We start from the raw sequence: 21567 nt of genomic DNA on the forward strand, positions 1-21567 counted from the left end.
CAATCACTTGGATTTTCTCCTCTTTTTGAGGATTATCTAGCATCAACGAATTCAAGTTCTGCAAAAGCAACCTCAAGAGATCTCCGTGCAAATTTCGGAAGCTGTGCTAAGTCACGTTCTGCTCCTTTCGAGATGAGTAACGTGAATTTACTCAAATGAATCTCCCAGATCTGCCATCACTTCTTTCAGTGTCTTGCATCTTCCAGCCCTGAAATCTTCTCTCGCTTCTGCAATCCTTTGAAGAGTCTCCTCGCTGAGCGGTTCATCATCAATGTCACAGGCAATTTCAAGAAGTTCAGCAATAACCCGGTCATCAGTCATATCAGAAGAGCCTCGGAATGCAATCAACTTTTCATATGTTGAATCGCTTAGGGATACCGTGACTGTCATACAAGTGTATTGTTTTTATGGAAAATATGCATTCCCGTGAGAGGTGAGCATGATACTCATAAATCTCAAATTCGAACAGGAATGAAAAGAGGCAGAGAAAATGGTTCAATCATGAATAAAAACCAGGATCATATGACATGAACAGGTATGTATGCATAAATTACGGGAGTTTATTATTTCTTACGGTAGACATTATCTGAACTCCTTTCTCAACATCAGGAATGATCACCCTGATTTATCAATATCCTGAATACCGGAAACAACATACCTCTATATATGAGTCAGTCAAACCCATCCTGGCGGGCAATTAAAACAAGTCTGGCCGGAATGGATGCTAATTCCCTCATATCTCTCATTCATGATCTCTATGCCCTGAATAAGGAGAACAAAGAGTATTTGCAGGGAAGAGTTGGGGGAGAAGCAGCATATGCCAGTCTTCGTGAGAATGCAGCCAAAAAGATCAGACATGAGTTCTTTCCTGAACGTGGATATGGAAAAGCCAGAATTGCTCCGGTTAAAAAGGCTATTCAGGGTTATAAGAAAGCGACCGGAGACCCCATTGGAACTGCTGATCTGACCCTCCAGTTTATCGAACAGTTTGTAAAACTTTGCCGGGAATATGGGGGTGAGGAACAGTCAAAATTAGATGCACTCAGTGTTGCGATGAAAGAATTGCTTAAAATTCTTGAGTCATGTCCTGCAATAATTGAGGTCTTGAATATTGAAGAGCGACTTGCCGCTGCAAAGAAAGATGCATCCTATTTTGGATTCGGTATTGAAGATAAAATATTTGATCTTATCGTTGATATCGAGGCTCTTGAGTAGAGAATAACCGGGGATCAGACATTCCTGAACGGAGTGCAATGTACGTAATTTTCGACCCACAAAATGTTAGGAAGAACCATGGAGAATACTTATACTGCTCATCTCCAGTAAAAGTCGAACGGGAAGGGTAGTATTCTGGTATTGGGTCATTCCCTATCCCATTCATCACGGAGAGATGCTGCCAGTTTATCCGGATGTGGGATGAACTCATGATAAACCCCATAATACTGTGAGATATCACACCGTATTTGCTTTTCAGAGAGTAACATACCTGTCCAAATTATATTTCCCTTTTTTTATTTATGACTATGTGCTTACTTCAATCCTGAAACTATTTCATGAATAGACCAGACTGCCAACTACATTATTATCACAAATCAACTATTTTTTTTCTAACTGGCACATATTGAAAATAGTCAAAAAGGACAGGTGTATCGATAACTCTCATACCTGTTCAATGGTTCTACGGGTATTTTGTGAGTATTCATCAATCTCATCTCATATTGGGCTATCTTTCAGCACCCCAAACAGTGATTCTATTTTATTACACTTTTCTTGATAAATGCTATCCATATATGTCTGTTCCATAGATTCCCATAAAGAAACAGGGATAATCACGCCGGTTTTCTTTCCATTCTCATCAAAAATATATTGAATATCAGCCTTCTTTTCCATAGGTGATTATCTTCGTATATCGTAATCACTTTCTCTATACACCTCAAGGAACGGTATTACTTATCATCCCTCACTCCTTCTCTCATCACCAACAACGCAGCCTTCTTTTTTGGCCAGTCCCGGTTCATCCCTCCAAACAAGAGGAGGAGTTCTGCCACCGGAATCACCCCAATCTCTCCGGTCCCGTGTAACATCATCCTGTTCTACCACCATCTCCGGGGATGAACGCCCTACCTTCTTTTACCTGCTAATAGGTAGAGAATCAATATGAATGGAAATGAAAACTTGATGAACCCTGAAGGATGATACAATAGTATGAGTGAGTCAATAGAAATTCCCTCCCCACTTATGGAAAAGATCATAAACCTGAAGATTAGGCCAGAAGAAACTCCGATAGATGTTATCTCTCGTGCCCTGGAAGTCCTGGAAGACGATGACTATATCGATGAAGAGACAGCAGTAGAGATAGAAAAGGGGATTGAAGAATACGACAGGGGAATCTTTACTACTGAAGAAAATATGGCGAAAAAGATCGGGCTTTGATGATGTTCTCCCTGGCATTTACCAAACATGCAGAGAGAACATTGGAGAAATTTGAACAAAAAATTAGTCAAAAAATCTATAAAAATCTATAAAAATCTTCAGAAAATAAAATCTAACCCATACAAATTTATTGAACCCCTGAATAGACCAAAAGGTGCAGAACCACTATATAAACTTCGGATAGGAGAATACCGGGCAATAATGGCTATAAGAAACAATGAAATGGTAATCCTGGTGGTGGATATTGGCCATCGTAAAATAATATACCGGAAATATCAGTGAGGATTACGAAAACCCCCACTCTTCGTGCCCTTGGTTTATTTCAATATATATGCCGGATTGTAAAAAATTAAGTGTTTTTCGCATTTCTTGAAACTATTCTACTATTTTTCGATAAATAACGCAGCCTTCTTCTTCGGCCAGTCCCGGATCATCCCTCTCACCTGCCTGGTTAGGACAACATACTCCTCACCCGATGCCCCGGTCACGATAACCCGGTTTCCTGACTCTGACAAGGAAAGACCATCCGGAGCAATCCCACCAAACAGAAGAAGAATATCGGCCATCGGTATCACCCCTATCTCCCCGGTTCCGTCCAGCATCATCCTGAATGTATCACCATCTCCGGGGATGAGCCGTCCTACCTTCTCGTACCTGACCGGGGGTGTTTCTTTGACTGATGTGACGGTAAACCCCATTATACGGTCCCTCCTGCATTATTCCGGTTACTGAACCGTTCACGATGATAACACCGCTCACACAGGCCGATCTTTGTCTCGTCATCGATCCAGGTAACCGGGTGCAGATGACAGAGATGACACCGTCCCAGGGATCGGTCGGTCTGTTTCATCGAGTGGAGCGGCAGAACTCCGGGAAGTGCCCGGTATGTCATAACCTCCCGTGATACTGCTGTACTGTAACACCGCTCACATATCAGCCGTCTTTTCTGTCCGGGTGGATTCTTTCCTCCTCCCTTCTCCCGGTATGTCACTCCTTTCCTGCCACAACAGTCACAGATCTGATCTGGTATTCTCTCAGCCAGGTGGAACATATCCGGATGAATATCCATAATACCAAATTTTTTCCCCTGTTTTTCTAACTCTCCCGGCACTCTTTCTGACCTATGCATGCTATGCACATCTATGCACCGGTTATGCACATCCTGATGCATAGATGTACTCAATGATTTATACTCTTTTTTCGGTACATCCGAACAAATCAGAGACTTCGATGGTATGTATGCATTATTCTCAGGTACACACAGAGAATAGTTCTCACTCGGTGAATCTTTGTATGCACTTTCCGGAGTGTGCATAGATGCTGATGAATCCACCATTTCATCGCTTTTATCTGAAACAGACTTATTTTTATCTGCCGTATCTATGCATTCCGGTGTGCATAGTTCGTGCATAGGTGTGCATAGATGCATAGCACCATCTGGATCATCACCTGGATCAGGATTTGGGGTGCCTTCAGCAGATTCATCCAGCCAGCACGTAACACCGGCAGACCAGATCTCATCCATCTCATAATCCCAGGTGTAGATACGTGCCCGCTGATACCCACCATCTTCCCTGGGTTCTGATCGATCATAGAAGGAGAGCGGAGGGCATTTCTCAAGCAGGCCATCATGATCCTCACGGTTTGGATTTCCGGACAGGATCCGTGATACCGTTGACTGGGACCGACAGATGAGCTTTTGCATCTGCTTTACGGTGAACTCTGTTTTCCCTGAGGCACGGATGGCATCAACCAGCATCTGTTCGGTGCTGGTCATTTTCGTCATCTGACCACCGCATGCTCCGTTGAGCTGAAGATAAATCTCCCGTGCCATGTCAAAATCCTGTTTCTCTGCCAGGATCTCTATCATGCCACCGATATCAACCCGCTCACGCTGGTACTGATACATGAGGGCGATTGATCTGACGAGATCGAGGAGCATAGTGGAATTTCGCCGATTTTGTGAGTTCGAGAACCGGATACTCCTGGCATAAGGAATTCTGACCGATACCGATGCAAGGTGATTCCAGAGAGCCCGGCAGATTCTCATCTCCCGTGAGATTGTGGTGAGGGGGTTTCCCGGTCGTGCTGCTTCCTCAAGTTCCCGGGCGAGGACCAGATCATCCTGTGCCTGGCTGTCATCGATCCAGACGGTGAGCATCCGATTCCAGACCTGATCGTCCCCGGTTCCTTCCTTTTTTGCTATCCACCACAGGCACCGTTCGGGTATCACTTTTGTCAGGCTATTCCGGTCCTTGTCAAGGGTCCGGTAGATGAACGGTTTTCGAAATGAGGTGGTGACTCCTTTGAGTGTCTCCTGCAGTGACTGGGAGAGTGAGACATCATCAAGGCAGATGACCGACCCTTTCCGGAGATCCTTCTGGTAGAAGAGTGCCTTGTCAGTGAGCCGTCCACCAAGGCAGTATTCCTGGGGGATAAGGTCCATCATGGTCTCAAATGCATGGGACTTTCCTTTTCCTGATTCACCGGTGACGAGGACATGCAGTCCCTTTGAGTTCTCTACGAGTCGGGATGCAAGAGACATGAGCAGACATTTTGCGACGATCTCGTCTCCTTCATGTGCCTGTGCAAAGGTATCAAGGATATACCGGATGGGATCTCCCTCATGGAGTATCCTGATGACGTCGTCCCGGACTTCCAAATCGTCATCGGGGAGAATGGGATCATTGGTATTCAATGCTGTCGGAGCTGGTGACGGAGGCTCATATGGCAGTAATCCGTCTCGTTCTGCTTTTGCCTGTGCCCGCTTTCGGTTCTGATCCTTTTTCCACAGTTCATAGTCGTGTTTCGGCTTTTTCGGTTCTTCAAACCGCTCTTTTAGTTCCTGCCACCGCTGGGAGTTTCCCCCGCAGGAGTTGTGATGACATCCGGCAAATATTGCCCCGTTTGGGAACTGGATTGCATATGCTCCGTCCTTGTGGGCAGTTGAGAACGGGCATTCGTCAAAGACAAAGAGCCGGCCTGCATGATAGGGCTTTTCGGTATAGGAGAGGCCATGGATGGTGAGCCATTGTGCAAGGTCGATGGACCCGGCGCCCGATGCCCATGAATGGGTTCTTCCGGCGATTCCTGTTATTCCAGGTATTGCGGGTATTCCTGACCGATGTTCGCTTGATCCCACTGGATCCGGTTTCTCGTATTGTGAGGCCAGGGTCATGAGGAAGGGGACCATGACTGGAGTGGTGTTTTCAGGAATGCTGATAATCTGTGCGATTCGGTGTGGCCGCTCCAGGGTATGATCCCCTTTTCTTGACCGTGTGCCGTAGAGTTTCCATATTCGGGCAGGGTTTGCAACCGATGTATCTATGGTTGAGTTCTCATCGGAGAATTTCTGATCCAGTGCAAGGAGACAGTCTTTGATGAGGGTTCCATTCTCCGGTGTAATCGGGAGATCTATCTGGTAGAGGAGATGTGCCCCGTTTCCTGAGTCTGCAGAGATGGGATCCGGCCAGCCCAGAGAGGTGAGATATTCCTTTACTTTCGCTGCTTTTGCGAGTGCTGCGGTATGCTCATCGTCTGATGAGGATATCCCGGCCGGACGGACCGGATCAATATCAATCGGAAGCCAGGATCGTCGGATGATATCTCCGTCTGCGGTCTGTGGTTCCCTCTGTCCTGCTTTCTTTATCCGGTTAGCACAGCGGGAGAGGAGGACAGGGTTTACCTGGTTTATGGTAACATAGATACCACTCATTCCCGGTGTACTGTCAAGGATTGCAGCATCTCTCGCCAGTTTGTCATGATCGGTGTAGTACCCGTAATGAGTTCTCTCTCCCAGTGCCCGGAGCTCGATGACTGACCCTTCCGGGAAGAGGAGGGAGAGGGCCAGTCTGATCTGGTCTTCCGGCTTCATTGCTCCTCCTCCGGCTCAGTCGTTGGTTGTTCATGTTCAGCTCTGACCTTCCAGACAAAGGAGGAGGGGTGTACTCCCCCGGTTTTGCTCCAGAAGGGGAACATCTCATTCATGGCAAGGGTGATGATCCGTCGCCGTCCGATTCTGCTCCGGCCAATGAGTCCGGGATACCGGTCAGGATGGTCTTCTATCTCGTCTTCTATCCGCTGCCGTGAGATGAGGGTGTCTCCGGACCGGAGAGCGGCGAGGGCTGCTCTTCTGATTTCAGGCTGATACCTGGCTTTCATACCCTGGCCTCCCTGATTGCTATTGCTCCGCCGGGAAGGATTGAATACCTGGACTTCCCACCTGGATGATAGAGCCAGAGTTCAGTTTTTCCAGGGACCATCCGGTCAAGGACAAGTGGAGAGGTCTTTGTTACGTCGTCATGACAGGTTCTTATATCCGGAGTTCTGGCTGTCCGGATGATGAGGCCCAGGACATGCTCCCGGTTCCAGGCAATGAGATCAAAGATTCGATCTTTGCCACAGCACCGGTCAATCAGGTATCCCCGTGATTTGAGTTCACTGATGGCAAACCATATGGCACATCGTCGTGCTTTTGTTTCAGACGACATGGGAGCCTCTGGTTTTCCATGAGGGAAATGATAATAATCGTATAAATCTATAGCTTAGAACTGCCCCTGCCCAAATCGTTATGCCGGCAAGCTGAATGATAGAGCGGGGGTATTCTGTTTTTAATCGTCTTCGTAGTCGCATGGTTTTCTCCATAATCGTGGTCTGGTTTTTATGTGCTTTTCCGGATGGAATACACGGTTACCGATCTGCCCGTTTATCAGGGTTTTTAGACGAAAGAAAGAATTGGCTGTTTGTGTTGTCATTCGTAAATACCTGAGTTGTTCCAGGTTCTCTGAGAGGGTTTGCACGTACTGATACATCCTGTTTTGCTTGGAGTCCTGGAGATACCGGGTGCAGCAGGAGAGGTATCCAGAAGAATGCCGGAGGAGGAGGATGCTCCCCCGGGGCGGCAACAGTGGTGCATTATTGAACGAGGATAACCAATCCTCCCATCATGGTTGCATGAGGGGGTATTTGAACTTCAGGTAAACAGGGTGAAAGTGAAAAGGGGGGTATGAACGGAGTGAGCAGCAGGGTAGATCCAGGTGATTGGAGAGCGAATTGAAGTGAATTTCACTTTCGCAAAAACGATTCCGATATTTAAGTATTACTGGCTCGGGTTTTGGAATAGTGAAACGGTGAGTTTATAAACGGGGGGACAGGGAGCGGGGCAGTATACCGCTATTCGTGTACTCGATCCCTCGTCAGAAAATCAAGAAACCAGTATTCTCTATCCACTACCGAACCAGGTGGAATTCATTATTTTTACTGATGAAAAGGCATATGACCGAGAAAAAGAAAGAGTATACCATAGACAGGGACGATATGATTCCGAAATTCCGGGTTGGGACTGATGATTTTAAAAAGTTACGCGACGAAGGAGGATATTTCGTTGACAAAACCCTCTTTATCAAAGAGATAATAGATGGGAACGAAGTAACCCTCATTCCACGTCCCCGGCGTTTTGGTAAGACCCTCAATATGACGATGCTGCGGTACTTCTTTGAACGATCAGAGGAGAGCCGGGCCTACCTTTTTGATTCCTGTGCTATTGCTGATTACCCTATGTATATGGAGCATCAGGGACAATATCCGGTAATTTTTTTAAGTTTAAAGGATCTTAAGCGTGATTCCTATGATCACTTTATCAAGGCAACGAAGGCGGAGATCGGGAGACTATACAGAGAATATTTGCCGATTAGCAAATCCTTACCTGAAGCAAGCAGGGACCGGTATCTTCGTATTTGTCGGGAGGAGTCACCAGATCATGAACTCTATAACAGTCTGAAAGAACTCATCTCTCACTGTTACTCTTTTTACAAAAAGCCGGTCATCGTCCTCATCGATGAATATGACACCCCCATGATAGAAGCTTTTTCCAAGGGGTACTATAATGAAATGTCGGATTTCATGCGATCATGGCTTGGAGCAGGATTAAAACCGGAGCAGGGTCAGGTTCTCTACCGTGCGGTCATCACCGGGATTCTCCGGATAGCCAAAGAGTCCATCTTTTCTGATCTCAACAATCTGGATGTCGCAAGCCCGCTTATGATCGGCCCCTATGCAGATAAGTTCGGGTTTACCGAACAGGAGGTTTCCACTATCCTGACCGCATTTGAGGTTGAAAATCATGCCGATATCATCAGGGACTGGTATAACGGGTATTCATTCGGTGGTCACACCATATACAACCCCTGGTCTCTCATCAGTTATATTCAGGCAATTCCAAACCCACCATCTCCGAAATGGCTGAATACTTCTTCGAACGCTCTCGTATATGAAGAACTTGCATCGGGGGGGCTCGAGATAAAACGGGATCTTGAGGTGTTGCTTTCCGGGGAGGAACTCAGATATCCTCTCAGTGAAAATATCACCTTTGGAGATATCGGGAAAAATCCGGCGAATATCTGGAGTTTACTCTATTATTCCGGGTATCTGAAGGCAGATGACCCAAAATTTGCAGAGTATGATCCAAATCTTTTAACGTATTCTCTTTCTATTCCAAACCGGGAGATTTTTCTTGCGTACCGGCAGTTTGTGAATAGGTTATTTGAAACCAGAACTATGAGTGCCGGGATAAAAGATTTTATCTCCTATTTTCTTGAAAATAAGATTCCTTCTGTCCTTGAGCAGACGCTTTCCGATCTTACCCTTGGCCTTGTGAGTATGTATGATGTCGCAAAGCTTCCTGAAGCTGTCTTTCATGCTTTCGTTCTTGGTCTACTCGCAAATCTTCGGAATGTGTATGAGATCAGATCCAATGTCGAAGCGGGATATGGCAGGGCCGACATCCTCATGATCCCAAAGACCGGGACATATTCAATCGGGTACATTATCGAATGTAAGAGTGTAAAAAAAGAGGGAGACGGAGAGAAAGCAGCAGCGGATGGTTTGGCTCAGATACGGGAGAAGGAGTATATGGCTGCTTTGGTGAATGCAGGGGTACCCCTAGAGAAGATAGTAAAACTTGCCGTTACGTTGCAGGGAAAGAGGGTAACGGTGAAAAAAGAGTAAATCCCAAAGGAACCGGAACAGAGTTACAAGTATTCGATATCTCCGCCACATTCAATGCCCCATGAAAAATTGGTTTTCTCTGGTCGAAAAAGATTTTCCCGTTTTTATGGGAAATTTGCGGGGTAATTTCATCCCCTTATCCCTTCATTTTATTTTGGATCTTCCCCTTCAATCGTATCATATCCCGGTCATTCTTATTCAGTGCTCATCCCGTATTCACGGACTCCAGTGCTTCGGAATACCTTGAGAGTTCGTAGAGGATATCAGCCCGAACCTTCCAGACCTCTGCATCATCAGGTGTCATGGTGATTATCAGATCAAATAATTCGAGAGATTCTTCATAGTCTCCCTGAGAGATCAACAGATCAGCAAGTCTCATATAGACCTCGGGATCTTCCAATCCGAGTTCTATTGAACGGAAATATGCCTCAATTGCCTTTTCTGATTCACCGATCATCTCGTAGCAATCCCCAAGATTATCCCAGATTGCAGGTTCTTCTGGATTTAATTCAATCTCCCTCCAGAACATATGCCTTTCCGAGAAAACAGGAGAAATGTGGGTTGTGAGGATGCTCCTTTGCACCAGAGGAGAGGATCTCTATTGCCTTTTTAATCTCTCCGATCTCTAGTGCAAAAATCCCCGGTAATATTTTCCTCCCTCCTGATTCTGCTCCTCTTTTGTGAGGGATGATAGAACTTTTTTGGCTTCCTCATATTTTCCATGCCTTGAAACCATCTCAACTGTTTCAATACCCCTTATTTCAGAGGTTTTGAGAAGAAAAATGATCCTATTACTACAGGCCTCGACTTCATCCCATATCCCCAGATTATGAAGGCAGATAAGCCTCTGCTCAAGAATTTTTATATTATCAGGATCTTTTTCAAGAACCATGTCAATACAAGTCATGAGATCAGATGGTGCGAGTATATGACTCAATGCTTCAAGGTATGAAGGAATATTCTGGCCGCTATTCCCTTTTAATCCGAAAACCTTCTCAAATGCGAAAACCGCAATTATTGACCATTTTTAGTTTTTTCAATCTGGTCAAACCATAAAAGAGGTTCTTCAAACGGGGTTATACCTTTCCAGAGCTACTATTGCTCTATGAAGACTCTTTGAATGCAACCGTGCGATGTGGGGATCCCAATATCTTGCAACAAAATTACATAATACCAGATTGTATCCCTTTCCAATCTTTGCTGACGTTCCTATCTCTGGGAGGATCTCCTCTTGAATTATTTTAGGAGCTGTTTTTTTTATCATTGTGAACAAAAACTTTTTCCCATCTTCTGTAGCATCGGCCCCATTTGGAATAGTATACTGGCAACGAAATTGTTTTGGAAAATTAACTATATCTGCGTATACCCAGGATTCTACTTCTGGTACTGCAATTCTGAAAATTAGATTTGGATTTTTATCTCCGGTCAGCCATGTCTGGATTTTTAATGGTGCACAAGGAGCGGTGTCAAGATCTGTGAGAATAAAATACGGCATTATTTTTGACGCTTCATGGAAATTATGAATCCTCTTTTTGATATAACCAAAGCCATTTCCCGGAAAAAAAGTGCCGGGATAAAATTTTTCCCCAAACATCGCCAAAATCCTCAGCATAACTGCTTTTTGCAGTTCATCTTCGTAAACAAGGTTTATTGATATCATTTTAATTAGACATGAAAGAACTCTTCGAGATACGCCTGTTTCATACTTTCAGGTGCAGTGTATTGAAGAATTATATCACTTATGGGAAAACCCGATTCTAACAATCCACGAATTTCTGTATTGCATGAGGCTAATACTGCCTCAGAACTTTCATTGCCTGGTTTTAGAATTATCACTTCTTCTGCACTGATACTCTTATCCCATATAAGATCGGCACTATGAGTACTGATAAAAACTTGTCTCTTTCTCCGTGTAGCTTTATCCAGTTCATACATAATTTTTGGAAGTTCACGAACTATTGCTGTATTTAGGGATAACTCAGGCTCTTCCAGTAGTAAAGGAGAATCTCTGGGTTCAAGGAGTGACCATAGTAAGCCAATTAATCGAAGTGTCCCATCAGAAAACTGTTCTTCCTGTTGTTTTCCGGCTCTGGGTCTCCAATGTTCATATCTGGCTTCCAAGTGAGGTATTCCAAATTTATCGGTTGTGAATGAGAGTTCTGTGAGATGAGGGACAAGAATTCTTAATCTTTTCTCGATATTTTTAAGACGTGAATTTCTCGTATTTTCCGGGGTTTTCGCGAGGAGTTCCAAAAAATTTCGGCCATACGGATCATCCGGTAGATTGGGGCCAGTAAAAGCCTGAGGATGACGGATTAGTTGCGGGACAATATGGAAATACCTGATATCACTTAAAAAGGATGCAAGCACTCTGAATTTTCCATTCGCTGATGTCTGCTCAAGATGAGTTTGAGACAGGAGGGTTTCATCTTTTAGGTCATCAACATCAGGTCTGGATAGAATAGTCTCTCCATTTTTTATGACGATCTCATAACTTACACAGGGATCATGCTTTCCATGAGGTTGTCTGTTAATTCCCAGACGATATATCCAGTTTACTGGTGTTTCACCTGGTTCTTCGATATGAACCTCTATTTCTATCTGTGAATTTGTTCTTGCTGCAAGGCATCGGAGTTTGGATATACCACCTCTCCGCTCCAAGGCATCAAAGAGACTTCCTCCTTGCTTGGATATATCATGAAGAAACCTGAATACATCTAAAAAATTAGATTTTCCTGATGCATTCGGACCTACAATGAACATCCGGGATTGAAATGAGATATCAACACTGGAGAAATTTTTCCAGTTTTTCAGTAATAGACGTTTAATCATCATGTTATAATCCCAATCCCTTCTTATACATAATTCATTCGAAAATTGATTAATCCTTTCGGCAGTGAAGGGGTTGAGGAAGGCTCTGTCATCACTTTTTAAAATATCTTGAACTTCATGATATAATCCCGCTCACCGAACTGAAAATGGAGGGCGAAATATTTCGGTGATATCTCGGTGCTCCAATTATTCCCGCCATTCATCATGTCCTAACGGTGCCTCGTTCAGTTCATCCCGGTACGTCTGCCACCGGGGCATATGATGCGTAAGAATTTCTCGAAACCGATCATTATGCCGTTTTTCAATCAGATGAGCCATCTCATGCAGGACGATATAATCAATACATCGTTCCGGTTTTTTGATCATCTCCAGATTTATTAGTATTCTTCCGGCCTTCGGGTTACAACTCCCCCATCTGGTCTTCATTTTCCGGACACCAAAGGCTTTGACCGTTACCCCAAGGTCCGTTTCCCATTTTTCTATACGAGCAGCAACTATCTTTTTGAGTTCATCACGATACCATTCGGTGAGGATCTTTTCTCTTCTTTCAGCGGTAGATCCCGGACGGACAAACAGGATCATCCCTTTCGACTTGTGGATCGATATCCCCTGTTTTCCTTTCTCTTCCTGAATTGAGAGAAGATATCGTTTTCCCAGGTAGTAATGACTCTCACGGGAGACATATTTATGATTTATACCGATTTCGTTGGGTGATTGAACTTATTTTTAAGGATTTAAAAGGGGATTACAAACTTGGAAAAATGTTTCTCAGAAATGAGCCAATGGCGTTTATTCACATTTATTCCATGTTACTACGGTTTATTATTAGCAGAGATCTGTTTGCCTGAATTATATCTACGTCTCGAAAAAATGATAAAGGAAAATTTACCCCGATGTTATGGTCAAAAGTATTTTAAGAGAAAGGATTAGAGTTTTTGAGTGTTTTGAATCAAAATTTATTTGGCAAAGGGAACATAAACAAACGATGGGATAAATTAGAGAGATCACTGCGGCACCTTGCAAAATGCCGCAACATAAACGAAACTCTCTCATTGAAATTTTCTGAAATTTTTTAGGTCTTTATCTTCGGATCGATGGTCTAAAGGAGGGTTATGTACTATTAGTTATCGTTAAAATATCAGAAAATACTCGTAATTCTCTCTTTTTTTCTAATGTCTCTTTAAAGTTTCAATAATTGTAGTTTAGACCACGATAATAAGAGATTTGCACGTCGGGGTTAAAGAAATGGATCAGAGAAGTGTCTCTAGATTCAGGATATAATATACAATGTATTACGAATTATTGAAAAATTATGCCTCAAGATCTGGATTAATCTACAAAGCTGTCTTGCATGGAGCTCTATTCTTCTTCGATCTGTTCTTGACTCATTTTTGAATGGAGTGATCAGTACGTGGGAGAAAAGGGATGAAGTATACATTTCACAATCTATATTTATAAGTAAATTCTAACGATTCTTTGATTGGACTTCATATATGAATACTGAGGCCCGGATGGAACTTCTCAAAGGGAAAATCGTTCGTGAGGATTTTTTAAAAGCAAGAGGGCTCGGGAATGAGATCCCCTTTTGGATATTTGATTACCCGCCGGAAGATGAACATTTTGTCAGATATTCGATACGGAAGATTCAGGAAAAACTGACTTCTCGCTCTATTCATTATATGGAGATAGATCTGTATGAATTATGTCTAGAGATCATTGAGAGCAAAATATCATCAGATAAGATCAATGAATTTGAGAAGAATAAAGGGTCGGATAAATTATTAAAAAAATTGCAGATTATTCTGAAACCAGAGAATTTAAAGAATGAGATTCAGCAGAGAGTTGTTTCAGAGGACGCTTTTGAGTTGATATTACTTACCGGGATAGGAAAAGCCTGGCCACTTATAAGGCTCCACTCTATTCTCAACAATCTTCAACCGGTTCTGGGAAATATTCCGTTATTAGCCTTTTACCCCGGTGAGTATACCAATTCGGAGTTGAGTCTTTTCAGGAAATTCAAAGATGCAAATTATTACCGGGCGTTTCGGATGATTGACGAAGGAACTGCATAAAGGGAGATGTAATATGGAGCCGAAGATTCAGGATTTATTTATCAATGATATTACACGAGAGATTAATGGTGTCATCAAGGTCGATCAGGAGGATGATCAGAATGTATTTACTGAACTTGATGAGTATGTGGTCACGAAGGAATCGCTCAAATACATTGATACCTTCTTTCAGCGGTATGCATCAGCTCTTGATTCTCCTACTGATAAGACCGGGGTCTGGATATCAGGTGATTTCGGATCCGGGAAGTCTCACTTTCTGAAGATTCTCTCATACCTTCTTGAGAACCGGAAGGTTTTCGGAAAGAGTGCACTTGAGTTTTTTCAGTCAAAGATCTCTGACTCTGATATTTTAACTACAATAGAGAAGTCTGTCAGGACCGGGACAAAGGATGTTATCCTCTTTAATATTGATTCAAAGTCAGGGGAGACGGGAGAGAGGATTGTCGATATCCTAATGCGGGTATTTAATGAGAAGAGAGGGTATTTTCCTGATGTCTTCTGGATTGCGGAGCTCGAAGAGAGGCTTGAAGAGAAGGGGCTGTATCAGAAGTTTAAGGATGCAATAGCAGAGATCTCAGGAGAACCCTGGGAAGAGGTCAGAACCCGGTATTCTTTTGAGCAGGATGTTATTATTGAAGCCCTGGATCGGTGTTTGTTTCAGAGTAAGGAGTCCTCTGAACGGATGTTTGAATCTGATGGGCAGAATTATATTCTCACGCCGGAGAAGTTTGCACAGAAGGTTAAAACCTATTGTGAGGCTCGGGGGAGAGATCATCAGGTGGTCTTCCTGATTGATGAGATTGGGCAGTATATCGGTGATAACAGCCAGCTGATGCTGAACCTGCAGACGGTAGCTGAGGAACTCGGGACAATCCTTAAGGGAAAGGCATGGATTATCGTTACATCACAGGCTGATATTGAGACTGCCTTAAAGGCGATGAAAGGAAAAGAGGTGAAACAGGACTTTTCCAAAATTCAGGCCAGGTTTGATACCCGTGTCAGTCTTTCCAGTGCAAATGTTGACGAGGTTATCAAGAAGAGGATACTGAAGAAGAAAGAGGAGTATACCGAGATGCTCTCTCTCTTTTATGAGGAGAAGAAGACCATATTAAAGAATCTTATCTCGTTCTCAGGGGGAGCGGAGATGAAGAATTACCGGGATGGTGATGATTTTACCTCGGTGTATCCGTTTGTTCCCTATCAGTTTATCGTCCTGCAGAAGGTGTTTGAGAAGATCCGGACGACCGGGTTTACCGGGAAACATCTGGCCAAGGGTGAGCGGTCCATGCTCAATGCATACAAGGAGGCAGCAGAGCGGTACGGGTCTTCTGATCTTGGAACTTTGGTGCCCTTTTATTCCTTTTATGATACGATAGAGAGTTTTCTTGATCCCATTATTAAGCGGACGATCACCCAGGCGGGGGATAATGAACATCTTGAGGAGTTTGACTGTCTCCTGCTCAAGACGCTCTTTATGATCCGCCATGTACAGGAGTTACCAAAAAATCTTGATAATATTATTGTCCTTTCATTGTCCAGCGTTGATGAGGATAAGTTACAGCTTCGGGAACGGGTTATTGCTTCTTTGAACCGGCTTGAACGGGAGACCCTTATTAGTAAGTCCGGTGATAACTTCTATTTCCTGACGAATGAGGAGCAGGAGATCAACAGGGAGATTAAACAGATTGATATTGACCGTCATCTGATTGTGCAGGAGATCTTTGATCAGGTGTTTACGTCCAATTCCATCTGTCAGAAGTCATATGGCGAGTATAAGTTCAATAAGTCGGTTGATGACAAGGTATCCTCCTCTTCTGATGCAGATCTGACGATCCGGTTTCTGACTCCGCTTGCTGATGAGTATGTCAGAGGGAGCGGTCAGCAGTCTCTTGGCGGGGAGAATTTGAGTAATATTGACTCGAAAGATACGCTTCTTTTTATCTTTCCGGAAGAGAGTGGATTTGTCGGGCAGATTCAGGGGTATCTTCAAATTGAGAAATTTCTAAAGCAGACCCGGTCGAACCGGAATGATGAGCTGATGAAGAAATATCTTATTGAGAAGCAGCAGGAAGCAGCGTCCCTGAAGGAATCGTCTATCTCTGCTATTCATGAGGGGGTGAAAGATGCCCGGGTTTTTGTTGATGGCATTGAGGTTTCCCTTTCGTCTGGAAGTCCGAAGGAACTGGTACGGGATGGATTTGAGCGACTCATCAAGGCTGTTTATCATAAATCCCATTATGTGAACCAAGAGTTTGCGTCTGATTCGGATGTTCTCCGGGTGCTGAAATCGGCTGATCTTACACAGTTCGGAGTGAGCACGTCTGAAGTGAATCATCTGGCTTTACAGGAGATGCATGACTACATCAGTGTGAAGGATGAGAAGAAGGTACCGGTGGTGATGAGTGAACTTATCTCTCATTTCTCCAGAAAGCCCTATGGCTGGAAGGTGATGACAATATCCGGTCTTCTTGCCATGCTCTACAAGGGTGATGATATCAGGCTCCGGTATCAGCGGGCGTATCTTGCTCATAATCCGGAGGATATTGCCAGATATATCACCAGAAAGGAGAATTTCGATAAGATTGTCATTGAACTGAAGAAGAAGACGTCTGCAGAGATTATTCAGAATGTGAAGGCATTGCTTCGTGATGTCTATGATATTTCTGCTCTTCCGGAAAAGGAGCAGGAGATCTCTGATCTCATCCGGTCTACCCTTGATGAGAAGAAAGGGGAACTCGCTGCTGATCTGGCCCGGTATTCTGAAGAGCCACGGTATCCTGGCAGGAAACGAATTGAGCCATATCTGACCATGATAAAAGAGATCCTCTCCATCTCTGATCCGACCGCATTTCTTGAGAAACTGTCAGAGGATAAGGATACTCTTGCAGATATGGCTCATGAGGCAGGTGTGGCGGTACAGTTCTTTGAAGGGAATCAGAAGGATATCTTCAAGAGGGTGCTTGATAAGATTGACGGGTATCACCGAAACTCCCAATTTTTAGATGATTCGGCACAGGAGAGCCTGCAGGAGTTGGACCGGATCATAAAGGCTGATAATCCTTATTCTGATATCAAAAAGCTTCCTCAACTGGAGAGTGTGATTGAGGGATCTCTCGCAGTATCACGTGAGCGGTTACAGGAAGAACTGAAGAATTCTGCTGATCAGTTCAAACAGAAGATAGATAGAAAGTTCAGTTATTCGGATGAGTACAAGGAGTCAATAGCACCTCTAGTCAGGGAGACGTTTGATGGTTCTGTAAGCCGGGCACTGAATTCGAACGATTGTTCTCATCTTAAGTTGGCGGCATCAAATCTCTCTAATCTCTATATCCGGGCCTGTAAAACTACGGAAGAGAAGATTAAAAAAATTATCGAGAACGAACCAGATATTAATCCGGTCCCGGTACGATCAAACCATGTCATCAATTCAACCGATTTCTTCAGGACTAATACTGTCATTGAGAATGAGGAGGATCTTGAGCGGTATCTGGCGGGTATCAGGGTGAAGCTTCGGGAGATACTCAAAGATAAGAACATCGAGGTGATCTGATCGTGGATAAGGCAAAGATACAACTTTTTTCTGATTCTCTCCGGAAGAACCTCCTTGAAGAGACGAAGAAGCGGGCTGCTCATTATGGGATTACGGGGAAAGCAATAGCAACGGTGGAGCAGGAGTTTGAGGATTCGATCATCATCGGCGGAGAGGTCTATCCCCGGAGTATTCGGGATCAGCGGGCGTATTTAGTCAAAGAAATCGAGAAGAAAGGGTACGACCGGGTGATGGAGGAGGTTACCTATACCTGGTTTAACCGGTTTGTTGCCATCCGGTTCATGGAGGTGAATGATTACCTGCCGGTTCGGGTCTTCTCCTCAACCTCATCCGGGAAGACTGATCCTGATATTCTGACAAAGGCTCTGGATCTCACCTTCCTGGATATCGATCGGGAGCATGTCCTGGATCTGAAGTCGGATGGCCGGCATGAGGAACTCTTTCGGTATCTCTTCCTTCGGCTGTGTAATTATCTGCATACAACGATGCCGTTTCTTTTTGAACCAATTCAGGATTATTCTGAGCTGCTCTTCCCTGACCGGCTGCTCCATACCGACTCCATGCTCAGAGATCTGAATACTATCATCCCCGAGGATGACTGGAGGGAGACGGAGATCATCGGCTGGATATACCAGGATTATATCGCCGAGAAGAAGGATGTCCTGATTAAAGCGAAGAAACAGTACACGGCAGACCAGATTCCGGCAGTGACCCAGCTCTTTACGCCCAAGTGGATTGTTCAGTATATGGTTGAGAACTCCCTTGGCCGGCTCTGGATGCTGAATCGCCCCCACTCACGGCTATATGAGCGGATGGAGTATTACATCCGGCCGGATGAGCAGGAGACCGATTTTCTGAAGATTTCATCTCCGGAAGAGCTGAAGGTCTGTGATCCTGCCTGTGGTTCAGGGCATATTCTTGTTTATGCCTTTGACCTGCTCTATGAGATCTACAAGGAAGAGGGGTACCTGGAGCAGGAGATCCCGGAGTTTATTCTGACCCATAATTTATATGGGATCGAGATAGACAAACGGGCGGGATCTCTTGCAGCATTCGCATTGGTGATGAAAGCGAGGAGGATGGATAAGAAGTTCTTTGATCACCCGGTTCAGCCTCATATCTGTGTTCTTGAGAATATCGAGCTGGATGAAGAGGATATTGATTCGTACATATCTGCCGTGGGGAGTAATCTCTTTCCGACCGGCCTGAAAGAGACTCTCATGCAGTTTACGGAGGCGGAGAACTTCGGATCGCTCATCCGGCCAATGGTCGGTGATGTAACGGATATCAGAAAAATTCTGGCGGAGAAGAATATGTCCTCAAATCTGCTCCTGTTTGATACGCATCAGAAAGTTCTGAAAGTTTTGGAACAGACTGAGTATTTACAGCCCAGATATCATGTGGTAATTGCAAACCCGCCGTATATGGGCAATAAAGGGATGAATAATCAGCTTCGTGATTATGCAAAAAAATTCTACCCGAATAGCAAATCAGATCTTTTTGCGATGTTTATCGAAAGAGGGTTTGATCTTCTTGTCCATCAGGGATATAGTGCAATGGTTACCATGCAAAGTTGGATGTTCTTGTCTTCATATGAAAAAATGAGGCAGAATATTCTTGACAATGCTACAATTATTTGCATGTCTCATATGGCGAATGGAGTGATGGGTATTGCATTTGGAACGGCTGCTACCGTATGGTGCAATGCATACATTAAGGACTATAAGGGTTACTTCTGTTATGTAGAGTATGAAAACATCGGTTCTGATGGAAAACCCATATCATTTCCACCATACAATGAGAGAAACAAAGGTGCAGGCCTTTCAATAACGGGGGCATAACCATCCTCTCACCACAAGATCTTCTCACCCAGCCGGAAGGAAAAACCCTTGAGTTCAAGAGGGATCTCTCCTCTCCAAAGAATATTCTCAAGACGATCGTAGCCTTTGCCAATACCGCAGGCGGCGGATTATTATCGGCGTAGAGGATACCACCCGGACGGTCACGGGTATTGCTGATCCATTCGGTGAGGAAGAGCGACTCTGCAGTCTGATTGCCGATTCAATCGTCCCCCGGCTTGTCCCTGATGTGGATCTCATCTCCATCGAAGATCAGACACTTCTCATGGTCCAGGTGTACCCGAGTGGACAACGGCCCCATTTCCTCAAAAAAGAAGGCCCGGTGGAAGGAGTGTATGTCAGGCTTGGGTCAACCAACCGGAAGGCTGACCGGGAACTCATTGCCGAACTGAATAGGTCCTGTTCAGGGATCTCGTTTGATGAGATGCCAATGCCCGAGCTCTCTCTAGATGCCCTTTTCCTGGATTTGAAACCCTTTAACAAAATTCATATTCTTTCCATACTGAATTAATATACCATGGATAATCGGCTGCCTCATCCACCTCTCCAGGAAGTGATTTTTGAATTAAAATGGAGATTGGATTCAATTCAGCCCGGGTTTTTGAAAGACCCACATTATCAAATTCTTATTGGCACCCTTTATGGAAAATTACGTGAATTAGGGTACTCATTTCATGAACCCCTTCAAACATCAAATATTCCAGATGAAATGGTTCCTTATATCGTTCAACATCGATTCAGACCATCTAAAGAACAATGGCCTCTTGTTCAGATAGGATCTGGAATTTTGACTCTTAATGACACGACTCATTATTCATGGCCTGATTTTTCCAAGCGGATCCGAGATCTGGTAGAAAATTTTTTTCGTGTCTATCCTGAACTTGATTCATTACAGATCTTAGAGATGAACCTTCGATATATCGATGCGGTTACTATACCTGAAGGAACTGACCCTAAAGAGTATCTAAAACAGTCTGTGGGGGCTGATATTGTAATGCCTGAAGCATTGTTTATTAATACCGGAGTAATGAACAGGCCGGTTGGATTTGATATATATCAGACATTTCCTCGGGAAGGAGATGGAACTTTGGTAATGATCCGATATATCTATGGGCATGGAACACCACCGGGCAAATTCACCTGGGAAACTACCGTTCACATTGAAGGAGAAACAGTTCCAAAAACGCCTGAGAAAATCATTCAATGGTGTAATCAGGCCCATGATCTTACGCATGACTGGTTTTTGAAAATGTGTTCAGATGAATTAATGGAGTCATTTAGATGACACCTGCAATAATTCACGAAACTTCAGTACATGACTATTATCCTCAACCCTGGAGAGAAAATAGTTCAGTTTTTTCGAAAATATCAATGCAAAGACCAAAAGCATTTGAAGGAAAGCGAGATGTACCAATAGAAATTACCTCGTTTTTTGGGTATTCTTCAATTACGTCAATAAAAGTTACTAGTGGCACTCATAGTACATCCTATATTCAATCCATCATTGATCGAGTGAAAACAGATTCCAAATCAACGATCATGTATTTCTTTCAGAAAAATCCTGAAATGATCAGTGGGGTTGATGAAGTAATTCGGAGAATTGATAGAATTTTCCCTGATAACACTCAATATTTCTTAGAGACAAGAATGGATCCTGATTCGGGAATTGATTACATCAGACTGTGTGTCAGGCTTTCACATTACCCTGATGATTTTTTTGATATTGCTTTTGAGATTGAGGAGTCTTGTTCTTATCTTTTTTCAGGAAGTAAAAGCAAATTTCTTCTAACTACTGACTTTATGCCTTCACAGTAAT

At 43.9% G+C, this 21567-nt stretch carries 23 protein-coding genes and 2 pseudogenes; 12 read left to right on the forward strand and 13 right to left on the reverse strand.

Annotation, left to right across the window (positions count from 1 at the left end):
* Positions 1 to 32 precede the first annotated feature (32 nt).
* Together MHUN_RS19740 and MHUN_RS09775 are read right to left on the reverse strand one after the other, a co-directional pair.
* Positions 33 to 155, reverse strand: a complete 123-nt coding sequence (locus MHUN_RS19740; RefSeq protein WP_275039180.1) for a hypothetical protein — start codon at positions 153 to 155, stop codon at positions 33 to 35.
* Positions 148 to 390 (reverse strand): hypothetical protein, encoded by a 243-nt coding sequence (locus MHUN_RS09775; protein ID WP_011448858.1) that lies wholly within the window; start codon positions 388 to 390, stop codon positions 148 to 150. The genes MHUN_RS19740 and MHUN_RS09775 overlap by 8 nt, the downstream gene beginning before the upstream one ends.
* Positions 391 to 666: 276 nt before the next feature.
* Between MHUN_RS09775 and MHUN_RS17605 the strand changes: the two genes are divergently transcribed.
* Entirely contained in the window at positions 667 to 1215 is a 549-nt protein-coding gene (locus MHUN_RS17605) for a hypothetical protein (protein ID WP_011448859.1), read from the forward strand.
* A gap of 498 nt (positions 1216 to 1713) precedes the next feature.
* Here the strand turns inward: MHUN_RS17605 and MHUN_RS19005 are convergent, their stop codons facing one another.
* Both MHUN_RS19005 and MHUN_RS19010 read right to left on the reverse strand, forming a co-directional pair.
* Positions 1714 to 1890 carry a hypothetical protein gene (locus MHUN_RS19005; RefSeq protein WP_158498206.1) on the reverse strand — a complete coding sequence of 59 codons (177 nt, stop codon included), beginning with the start codon at positions 1888 to 1890 and terminating at the stop codon, positions 1714 to 1716.
* A gap of 56 nt (positions 1891 to 1946) precedes the next feature.
* On the reverse strand, positions 1947 to 2087 hold the full coding sequence (locus MHUN_RS19010) for a hypothetical protein (protein WP_158498207.1): 141 nt from the start codon (positions 2085 to 2087) through the stop codon (positions 1947 to 1949).
* A 118-nt stretch (positions 2088 to 2205) separates the two neighbouring features.
* Here MHUN_RS19010 and MHUN_RS09785 point away from each other — a divergent pair, with 118 nt between their 5' ends.
* Both MHUN_RS09785 and MHUN_RS17610 read left to right on the forward strand, forming a co-directional pair.
* Complete coding sequence (locus MHUN_RS09785) at positions 2206 to 2433, forward strand: hypothetical protein (RefSeq protein WP_011448860.1); 228 nt, start codon at positions 2206 to 2208, stop codon at positions 2431 to 2433.
* Between the two features lie 27 nt (positions 2434 to 2460).
* Positions 2461 to 2715 carry a type II toxin-antitoxin system RelE family toxin gene (locus MHUN_RS17610; protein ID WP_011448861.1) on the forward strand — a complete coding sequence of 85 codons (255 nt, stop codon included), beginning with the start codon at positions 2461 to 2463 and terminating at the stop codon, positions 2713 to 2715.
* A gap of 101 nt (positions 2716 to 2816) precedes the next feature.
* On the opposite strand, the gene MHUN_RS09795 is transcribed toward MHUN_RS17610, so the two are convergent.
* From MHUN_RS09795 to MHUN_RS09810, 4 genes are read right to left on the reverse strand one after another with little or no spacing between them, the layout of a single operon-like run.
* Positions 2817 to 3131: a hypothetical protein gene (locus MHUN_RS09795; protein ID WP_011448862.1), complete on the reverse strand. Its 315-nt coding sequence runs from the start codon at positions 3129 to 3131 to the stop codon at positions 2817 to 2819.
* Positions 3131 to 6307, reverse strand: coding sequence for a hypothetical protein (locus MHUN_RS09800; RefSeq protein ID WP_011448863.1), 3177 nt, complete (start codon positions 6305 to 6307; stop codon positions 3131 to 3133). Before MHUN_RS09800 ends, MHUN_RS09795 begins: the two co-directional genes overlap by 1 nt.
* Entirely contained in the window at positions 6304 to 6594 is a 291-nt protein-coding gene (locus MHUN_RS09805; protein WP_011448864.1) for a hypothetical protein, read from the reverse strand. The genes MHUN_RS09800 and MHUN_RS09805 overlap by 4 nt, the downstream gene beginning before the upstream one ends.
* On the reverse strand, positions 6591 to 6923 hold the full coding sequence (locus MHUN_RS09810; protein WP_011448865.1) for a hypothetical protein: 333 nt from the start codon (positions 6921 to 6923) through the stop codon (positions 6591 to 6593). The genes MHUN_RS09805 and MHUN_RS09810 overlap by 4 nt, the downstream gene beginning before the upstream one ends.
* Before the next feature lie 303 nt (positions 6924 to 7226).
* On the opposite strand from MHUN_RS09810, the gene MHUN_RS19015 reads away from it, so the two are divergent.
* The gene (locus MHUN_RS19015) at positions 7227 to 7364 is read left to right on the forward strand and encodes a hypothetical protein (RefSeq protein ID WP_158498208.1); all 138 of its coding nucleotides are present in this window, start codon (positions 7227 to 7229) and stop codon (positions 7362 to 7364) included.
* 343 nt (positions 7365 to 7707) lie between these two features.
* Entirely contained in the window at positions 7708 to 9438 is a 1731-nt protein-coding gene (locus tag MHUN_RS09815; RefSeq protein WP_048067427.1) for an ATP-binding protein, read from the forward strand.
* A gap of 205 nt (positions 9439 to 9643) precedes the next feature.
* Here MHUN_RS09815 and MHUN_RS09820 read toward each other — a convergent pair whose 3' ends face one another.
* From MHUN_RS09820 to MHUN_RS09840, 5 genes are all read right to left on the reverse strand, one after another.
* Positions 9644 to 9967, reverse strand: a complete 324-nt coding sequence (locus tag MHUN_RS09820) for a tetratricopeptide repeat protein (RefSeq protein WP_011448868.1) — start codon at positions 9965 to 9967, stop codon at positions 9644 to 9646.
* Between the two features lie 96 nt (positions 9968 to 10063).
* The gene (locus MHUN_RS09825) at positions 10064 to 10345 is read right to left on the reverse strand and encodes a hypothetical protein (protein WP_011448869.1); all 282 of its coding nucleotides are present in this window, start codon (positions 10343 to 10345) and stop codon (positions 10064 to 10066) included.
* Positions 10346 to 10504: 159 nt separating this feature from the next.
* Positions 10505 to 11098 (reverse strand): hypothetical protein, encoded by a 594-nt coding sequence (locus tag MHUN_RS09830; RefSeq protein ID WP_011448870.1) that lies wholly within the window; start codon positions 11096 to 11098, stop codon positions 10505 to 10507.
* Positions 11099 to 11103: 5 nt separating this feature from the next.
* A complete protein-coding gene (locus tag MHUN_RS09835) occupies positions 11104 to 12273 on the reverse strand; it encodes an AAA family ATPase (RefSeq protein WP_011448871.1) in 1170 nt (389 codons plus the stop codon).
* A gap of 183 nt (positions 12274 to 12456) precedes the next feature.
* A complete protein-coding gene (locus MHUN_RS09840) occupies positions 12457 to 12972 on the reverse strand; it encodes a SprT-like domain-containing protein (RefSeq protein ID WP_083758448.1) in 516 nt (171 codons plus the stop codon).
* Here MHUN_RS09840 and MHUN_RS18710 point away from each other — a divergent pair.
* The 7 genes and pseudogenes from MHUN_RS18710 to MHUN_RS18715 all read left to right on the forward strand — a co-directional run bounded on the left by MHUN_RS18710 (position 12873) and on the right by MHUN_RS18715 (position 21566).
* Positions 12873 to 13346, forward strand: a pseudogene (locus MHUN_RS18710) (transposase). The gene MHUN_RS09840 and the pseudogene MHUN_RS18710 sit on opposite strands and share 100 nt — an antisense overlap.
* A gap of 417 nt (positions 13347 to 13763) precedes the next feature.
* Complete coding sequence (locus MHUN_RS09845; RefSeq protein ID WP_011448872.1) at positions 13764 to 14342, forward strand: DUF1788 domain-containing protein; 579 nt, start codon at positions 13764 to 13766, stop codon at positions 14340 to 14342.
* Positions 14343 to 14355: 13 nt separating this feature from the next.
* Positions 14356 to 17892: a BREX system P-loop protein BrxC gene (gene brxC, locus MHUN_RS09850; protein WP_011448873.1), complete on the forward strand. Its 3537-nt coding sequence runs from the start codon at positions 14356 to 14358 to the stop codon at positions 17890 to 17892.
* Positions 17893 to 17894: 2 nt separating this feature from the next.
* Positions 17895 to 19733 carry a BREX-1 system adenine-specific DNA-methyltransferase PglX gene (gene pglX / locus MHUN_RS09855; protein ID WP_011448874.1) on the forward strand — a complete coding sequence of 613 codons (1839 nt, stop codon included), beginning with the start codon at positions 17895 to 17897 and terminating at the stop codon, positions 19731 to 19733.
* A 95-nt stretch (positions 19734 to 19828) separates the two neighbouring features.
* Positions 19829 to 20262, forward strand: a pseudogene (locus MHUN_RS18320) (helix-turn-helix domain-containing protein).
* Between the two features lie 6 nt (positions 20263 to 20268).
* Positions 20269 to 21036 (forward strand): TIGR04255 family protein, encoded by a 768-nt coding sequence (locus tag MHUN_RS09865; protein WP_011448875.1) that lies wholly within the window; start codon positions 20269 to 20271, stop codon positions 21034 to 21036.
* Positions 21033 to 21566, forward strand: a complete 534-nt coding sequence (locus MHUN_RS18715; protein WP_011448876.1) for a hypothetical protein — start codon at positions 21033 to 21035, stop codon at positions 21564 to 21566. Before MHUN_RS09865 ends, MHUN_RS18715 begins: the two co-directional genes overlap by 4 nt.
* Position 21567: the final 1 nt, after the last annotated feature.

It is taken from the genome of Methanospirillum hungatei JF-1, assembly GCF_000013445.1.
Lineage (GTDB): Archaea > Halobacteriota > Methanomicrobia > Methanomicrobiales > Methanospirillaceae > Methanospirillum > Methanospirillum hungatei.

What these genes read in the sequence shown, in the direction of transcription:
- MHUN_RS09835 (WP_011448871.1), bottom strand. Translation starts at nt 12,273, where the DNA reads ATGATGATTAAACGTCTATTACTGAAAAACTGGAAAAATTTCTCCAGT.
- MHUN_RS17610 (WP_011448861.1), top strand. Translation starts at nt 2,461, where the DNA reads ATGCAGAGAGAACATTGGAGAAATTTGAACAAAAAATTAGTCAAAAAA.
- MHUN_RS09800 (WP_011448863.1), bottom strand. Translation starts at nt 6,307, where the DNA reads ATGAAGCCGGAAGACCAGATCAGACTGGCCCTCTCCCTCCTCTTCCCG.
- MHUN_RS09775 (WP_011448858.1), bottom strand. Translation starts at nt 390, where the DNA reads ATGACAGTCACGGTATCCCTAAGCGATTCAACATATGAAAAGTTGATT.
- MHUN_RS09825 (WP_011448869.1), bottom strand. Translation starts at nt 10,345, where the DNA reads ATGACTTGTATTGACATGGTTCTTGAAAAAGATCCTGATAATATAAAA.
- MHUN_RS19010 (WP_158498207.1), bottom strand. Translation starts at nt 2,087, where the DNA reads ATGATGTTACACGGGACCGGAGAGATTGGGGTGATTCCGGTGGCAGAA.
- MHUN_RS18715 (WP_011448876.1), top strand. Translation starts at nt 21,033, where the DNA reads ATGACACCTGCAATAATTCACGAAACTTCAGTACATGACTATTATCCT.
- MHUN_RS09805 (WP_011448864.1), bottom strand. Translation starts at nt 6,594, where the DNA reads ATGAAAGCCAGGTATCAGCCTGAAATCAGAAGAGCAGCCCTCGCCGCT.
- brxC (WP_011448873.1), top strand. Translation starts at nt 14,356, where the DNA reads ATGGAGCCGAAGATTCAGGATTTATTTATCAATGATATTACACGAGAG.
- MHUN_RS09785 (WP_011448860.1), top strand. Translation starts at nt 2,206, where the DNA reads ATGAGTGAGTCAATAGAAATTCCCTCCCCACTTATGGAAAAGATCATA.
- MHUN_RS17605 (WP_011448859.1), top strand. Translation starts at nt 667, where the DNA reads ATGAGTCAGTCAAACCCATCCTGGCGGGCAATTAAAACAAGTCTGGCC.
- MHUN_RS09820 (WP_011448868.1), bottom strand. Translation starts at nt 9,967, where the DNA reads ATGTTCTGGAGGGAGATTGAATTAAATCCAGAAGAACCTGCAATCTGG.
- MHUN_RS09810 (WP_011448865.1), bottom strand. Translation starts at nt 6,923, where the DNA reads ATGTCGTCTGAAACAAAAGCACGACGATGTGCCATATGGTTTGCCATC.
- MHUN_RS19005 (WP_158498206.1), bottom strand. Translation starts at nt 1,890, where the DNA reads ATGGAAAAGAAGGCTGATATTCAATATATTTTTGATGAGAATGGAAAG.
- MHUN_RS09830 (WP_011448870.1), bottom strand. Translation starts at nt 11,098, where the DNA reads ATGATATCAATAAACCTTGTTTACGAAGATGAACTGCAAAAAGCAGTT.
- MHUN_RS09845 (WP_011448872.1), top strand. Translation starts at nt 13,764, where the DNA reads ATGAATACTGAGGCCCGGATGGAACTTCTCAAAGGGAAAATCGTTCGT.
- MHUN_RS09815 (WP_048067427.1), top strand. Translation starts at nt 7,708, where the DNA reads ATGACCGAGAAAAAGAAAGAGTATACCATAGACAGGGACGATATGATT.
- MHUN_RS09865 (WP_011448875.1), top strand. Translation starts at nt 20,269, where the DNA reads ATGGATAATCGGCTGCCTCATCCACCTCTCCAGGAAGTGATTTTTGAA.
- MHUN_RS09795 (WP_011448862.1), bottom strand. Translation starts at nt 3,131, where the DNA reads ATGGGGTTTACCGTCACATCAGTCAAAGAAACACCCCCGGTCAGGTAC.